The sequence below is a fragment of the Parasphingorhabdus sp. genome, assembly GCF_049667325.1.
Lineage (GTDB): Bacteria > Pseudomonadota > Alphaproteobacteria > Sphingomonadales > Sphingomonadaceae > Parasphingorhabdus.
In genome coordinates, this window is the sequence record NZ_JBATHY010000160.1 from 1 (window position 1) to 4,137 (window position 4,137).

Genomic DNA, 4,137 nt, shown 5'->3' on the forward strand with positions numbered 1-4,137 from the left:
AGGTATCTGTCATGACCGTCCGTATCCGCGTCATTCCCTGCCTTGACGTCGCCAATGGCCGGGTGGTCAAGGGCGTCAATTTCGTCGACCTGCAGGACGCCGGAGATCCGGTCGAGCAGGCGCAGGCTTATGATACGGCCGGTGCCGACGAACTCTGCTTTCTCGACATCACCGCCAGCCATGAAAATCGCGATACGATCATCGATGTCGTCCGTCGCACCGCCGAGGTCTGCTTCATGCCGATGACCGTCGGCGGCGGTGTGCGCACTGCCGAGGACGCGCGGGCGCTGCTGATGGCCGGAGCGGACAAGGTCGCGGTGAACAGCGCCGCAGTGGCCCGGCCCGAAGTGATCAGCGATATTGCAACCCGTTTCGGCAGCCAGTGCATGGTTGCGTCGATCGACGCCCGCTGGGTGGCCGAAGGGCGCTGGGAAATATTCACCCATGGCGGTCGTACCCCGACCGGTATTGATGCGCTGGAACATGCTATCCGCATGGCTGATCTGGGGGCGGGGGAGTTGCTGGTGACTTCGATGGACCGCGACGGCACCCGCGACGGCTATGATCTGGAGTTAACACGAACGCTTGCCGATGCGGTATCGATCCCGGTCGTGGCAAGCGGCGGAGTGGGCAATCTCGACCATTTGGTCGAAGGTGTGACCAAGGGCCATGCCAATGCGGTGCTCGCCGCCTCGATATTCCACTTTGGCGAGCATAGTATCGCCGATGCCCATGCCGCGCTGCGCGCTGCCAGGCTGCCCGCCCGGGCCTGATACCGCTCAAAAACTTATGATTTTCAAGATTTTGGCTCCGTGACCGGCAATTATCGTCGGCCTCCTTTACAGCTTTCGTTTTTTCCAATTGCGGTTAACCATTCTAAAGCCCCCAAGCTAAGCGTTTCCGCGATTTGGCAGGAGTTTTGCTTAACTATTCCCACAGGTTTTTTATCATGGGACTGGAAATCGATCGTGCAACGCATGAAATATGTAATTCTGGTATGTACCGCAGCGATGACAACCGCGGCCGGCGCTCCCATTGAAGCCGCACAAAATTCCGATAATCGCGGGATCGTCGAGAGTTGGGGGAGTTCTGGTTGGGGATCATCCGGTGATGACAGCATATCCGAACCGCCACGGGCACCGAAAAATGCGAACCCCGGCAAAACCGCTTCGGGCGGATCGTCAACCGGTGGAACTGCGGTTCCCGAACCTTCCAACCTGTTGATGCTCGGTCTAGGCCTCGCTGGCCTGATCGCCGGCCGCATGGTTGCGCTGCGCCGCAAAAAACACTGATCATCGCTTATTCCAGCGCCGCCCGCCTTCCAATTGCGGTGTGGCCGGAATGGGGCCGTCAGAGGGGGATCTGGCGGTCCTCTTTTTTGGACAATATAAAACTGTGCCACTAGCACTTGACGAACAGGCGATCTGTCGCGCAAACCTCCGACGATGAACGATATCCTCAAATCTCTCGAACGCACGATTTTGGAGCGCCGCGAAGCGGAGCCGGACAAAAGCTATGTCGCCAGCCTCCGCGCCAAGGGCCGTGCCAAAATGGCCGAAAAACTGGGAGAGGAGGCGATTGAAACCGTGATTGCCGCTGTGCAGGACGACAGGGCGGCGATGACAGGAGAAGCGGCTGACCTGCTTTTCCACCTGATGGTATTGCTTGGCGACATGGACCTGTCGATCGATGATGTGACCGCAGAACTGGCCCGCCGGGAGGGCTTGTCCGGCCTGGATGAAAAAGCGGCAAGAGGAGCAGACTGATGGCGATCGATCCAACCCTCGCTTATGATGACGACAATATATTCGCGAAAATCCTGCGCGGCGAGATTCCCAATAAAACCGTCTATGAAGACGAGTGGGTGCTCGCCTTTCACGATATCAACCCGCAGGCTCCCGATCACATATTGGTGATTCCGAAGGGCCGTTATGTCAGCTGGGATGATTTTTCGGCGACGGCAAACGAAGCGGAAATCGCCGGATTTGTCCGTGCTGTCGGCCATGTCGCCCGCGAGGCGGGGATGGTGGAGCCGGGATATCGTCTGCTCGCCAATATCGGCAGAAACGGCCATCAGGAAGTTGCCCATCTGCACGTCCATATTTTTGCTGGAAAACCGCTTGGCCCGATGCTGATGCGCAGCTAGTAACAATGGCAACAAGGCCGCAACCGGTCGGGAATATTGGGGAGTATGACATATGGCAGGCGCAGTAGCACCGGGCGGCGAGGGCTGGTCCTCGCGAACAGCATTCATTTTGGCAGCGGTTGGCGCGGCGGTTGGCCTCGGCAATATCTGGCGCTTTCCCACGCTCGCCGGTGAAAATGGCGGCGGAGCCTTCGTCCTTGTCTATATCGGTTGTATCCTGCTGATCGGTCTGCCGATGGTATTGTCCGAAATCCTGATCGGCCGCCACGGTCGCAGCGATGCCTATCATAGCGTGGTCAAGGTTGCCGAAGATTCCGGTGTCAGCAAAAACTGGGGTGTTTTCGGCGGGATCGGTATTCTCAACGCTTTCCTCATTCTGACCTTCTACAGCGTCGTGGCTGGCTGGGTGCTCTATTATGTCGGGGTGATGAGCAGCGATTTTCTTGGCGCTCTTTTTTCCGGCAACCCGTTCGCGGGCGCACTGGCTTCGGAAAGCCCGGAGTCTATTCCCGGCAGAATGACAGACCTGTTTGGCAATGTCCCGATGCTGCTGGGCATGCATACATTGTTCATGGTCATGACCATCTGGATCGTCGCCCGTGGCGTAACGGACGGCATTGAAAAAGCGGCATTTTATCTGATGCCGACCTTTTTCGTGTTGCTGGTGCTGATCACCCTTTACGGCGCTTTCACCGGCGAATTTGCCAAGGCGGTCGCCTTTCTGTTCACCCCGGATTTCAGCAAGCTGACACCCGCGGTCATGAACAATGCGCTGGGGCAGGCCCTGTTCTCGATGAGCGTCGCATCAGCCGCCCTGATCACCTATGGCGGCTATGTGTCGAAAGAAACCAAGCTCGCACCGACCGCCGGCATGATCGCCTTTGCCGATACCGGCGTGGCCATTCTCGCCGGGCTGATGATTTTCCCGATCGTGTTCGCCGTTGGTCTGGATGCTGCCGCCGGACCGACTCTGGTGTTCCAGTCTCTGCCGATCGCTTTCCACACCATGCCGGCCGGTTCGCTGGTCGGATTATTGTTCTTCGTCCTGATTTTCTTTGCCGCATTGACCAGTTCGATCTCGTTGCTCGAAGGCGTCGTCGCCTGGGCGATGCGAAAATTTGCCTGGGGCCGTGCTTTTACCTCGTGGTTCATTGGCGGGATCATCTTCCTGATCGGCGTCGCCTGTGCGCTGTCGCTCAACGTCTGGAGCGACGTGCGGCCACTGGGTTTCTGGCCATTGTTCGAGGACAAGAATATTTTCGACACCATCGATGATTTCGTGTCCAAAATATTGCTGCCGGTAACCGCCTTTCTGACCGCCGTTTTCATCGGCTGGCGAGCGGACAAGAAACTGATCGAAGCCGAAACCGGCCTCGAAGGCCCGATGTTCGGAATCTGGCGCTTTCTGGTAGCCTGGCTTTCGCCGATCGGGGTGGCCTTGATATTTGTTTTCGCGGTTTTCCCGAATCTGGTCGGGCAGGGATAGCTATTGGCCGGTATGAAATCTCCGAAATGTCCGGTCTGCCGCAATCCTGGGTCCAAACAATGGGCGCCGTTTTGCAGCGCCGGGTGCAAGGATCGCGACCTGCTGCAATGGCTGGGCGATGGCTATAAAATACCCGGACCGGCGGTTTCACCGGATCAGCTAGCCGATCATTTCGCGGGTGATTCCGGCCGCGATAGCGAGGACTGAGCAGGGGTCTTAAAACCGCCATTTTTAGGCTGGACAAGCGGCAATCCTCCCGCCTATAGCGTCGCTTCCTAACGGGGCCCGCGCATCACGCAGGCCCAGATGCCCGAGTAGCTCAGTTGGTAGAGCAAGCGACTGAAAATCGCTGTGTCGGTGGTTCGAATCCGCCCTCGGGCACCACCTTTTTCCTTAATTTTCAACGTCTCGCTCTTCGCAAGCAATGTCCGTATTTTATCCCTATTTCCCCGTCGGTTAGCGGATGGTATAGCGTCGACCTTGCCTCCAGAGACCATTTGTCAGC

At 57.7% G+C, this 4,137-nt stretch carries 6 protein-coding genes and 1 tRNA gene; all 7 read left to right on the forward strand.

Going from position 1 to position 4,137, the window contains the following annotated elements; translation table 11 throughout:
- The first annotated feature begins 11 nt into the window (after positions 1-11).
- Complete coding sequence (hisF, locus tag WBM93_RS07285; protein WP_424430216.1) at positions 12-773, forward strand: imidazole glycerol phosphate synthase subunit HisF; 762 nt, start codon at positions 12-14, stop codon at positions 771-773.
- A gap of 39 nt (positions 774-812) precedes the next feature.
- Complete coding sequence (locus tag WBM93_RS07290) at positions 813-1,292, forward strand: PEP-CTERM sorting domain-containing protein (protein WP_424430205.1); 480 nt, start codon at positions 813-815, stop codon at positions 1,290-1,292.
- A 153-nt stretch (positions 1,293-1,445) separates the two neighbouring features.
- Entirely contained in the window at positions 1,446-1,766 is a 321-nt protein-coding gene (locus tag WBM93_RS07295; RefSeq protein ID WP_424430208.1) for a phosphoribosyl-ATP diphosphatase, read from the forward strand.
- The gene (locus WBM93_RS07300; RefSeq protein WP_424430211.1) at positions 1,766-2,146 is read left to right on the forward strand and encodes a histidine triad nucleotide-binding protein; all 381 of its coding nucleotides are present in this window, start codon (positions 1,766-1,768) and stop codon (positions 2,144-2,146) included. The genes WBM93_RS07295 and WBM93_RS07300 overlap by 1 nt, the downstream gene beginning before the upstream one ends.
- Positions 2,147-2,198: 52 nt before the next feature.
- A complete protein-coding gene (locus WBM93_RS07305) occupies positions 2,199-3,632 on the forward strand; it encodes a sodium-dependent transporter (protein WP_424430213.1) in 1,434 nt (477 codons plus the stop codon).
- 12 nt (positions 3,633-3,644) lie between these two features.
- Positions 3,645-3,839 carry a DNA gyrase inhibitor YacG gene (locus WBM93_RS07310; protein WP_424430219.1) on the forward strand — a complete coding sequence of 65 codons (195 nt, stop codon included), beginning with the start codon at positions 3,645-3,647 and terminating at the stop codon, positions 3,837-3,839.
- 101 nt (positions 3,840-3,940) lie between these two features.
- Positions 3,941-4,016: transfer RNA gene (locus WBM93_RS07315), tRNA-Phe, on the forward strand.
- Positions 4,017-4,137: the final 121 nt, after the last annotated feature.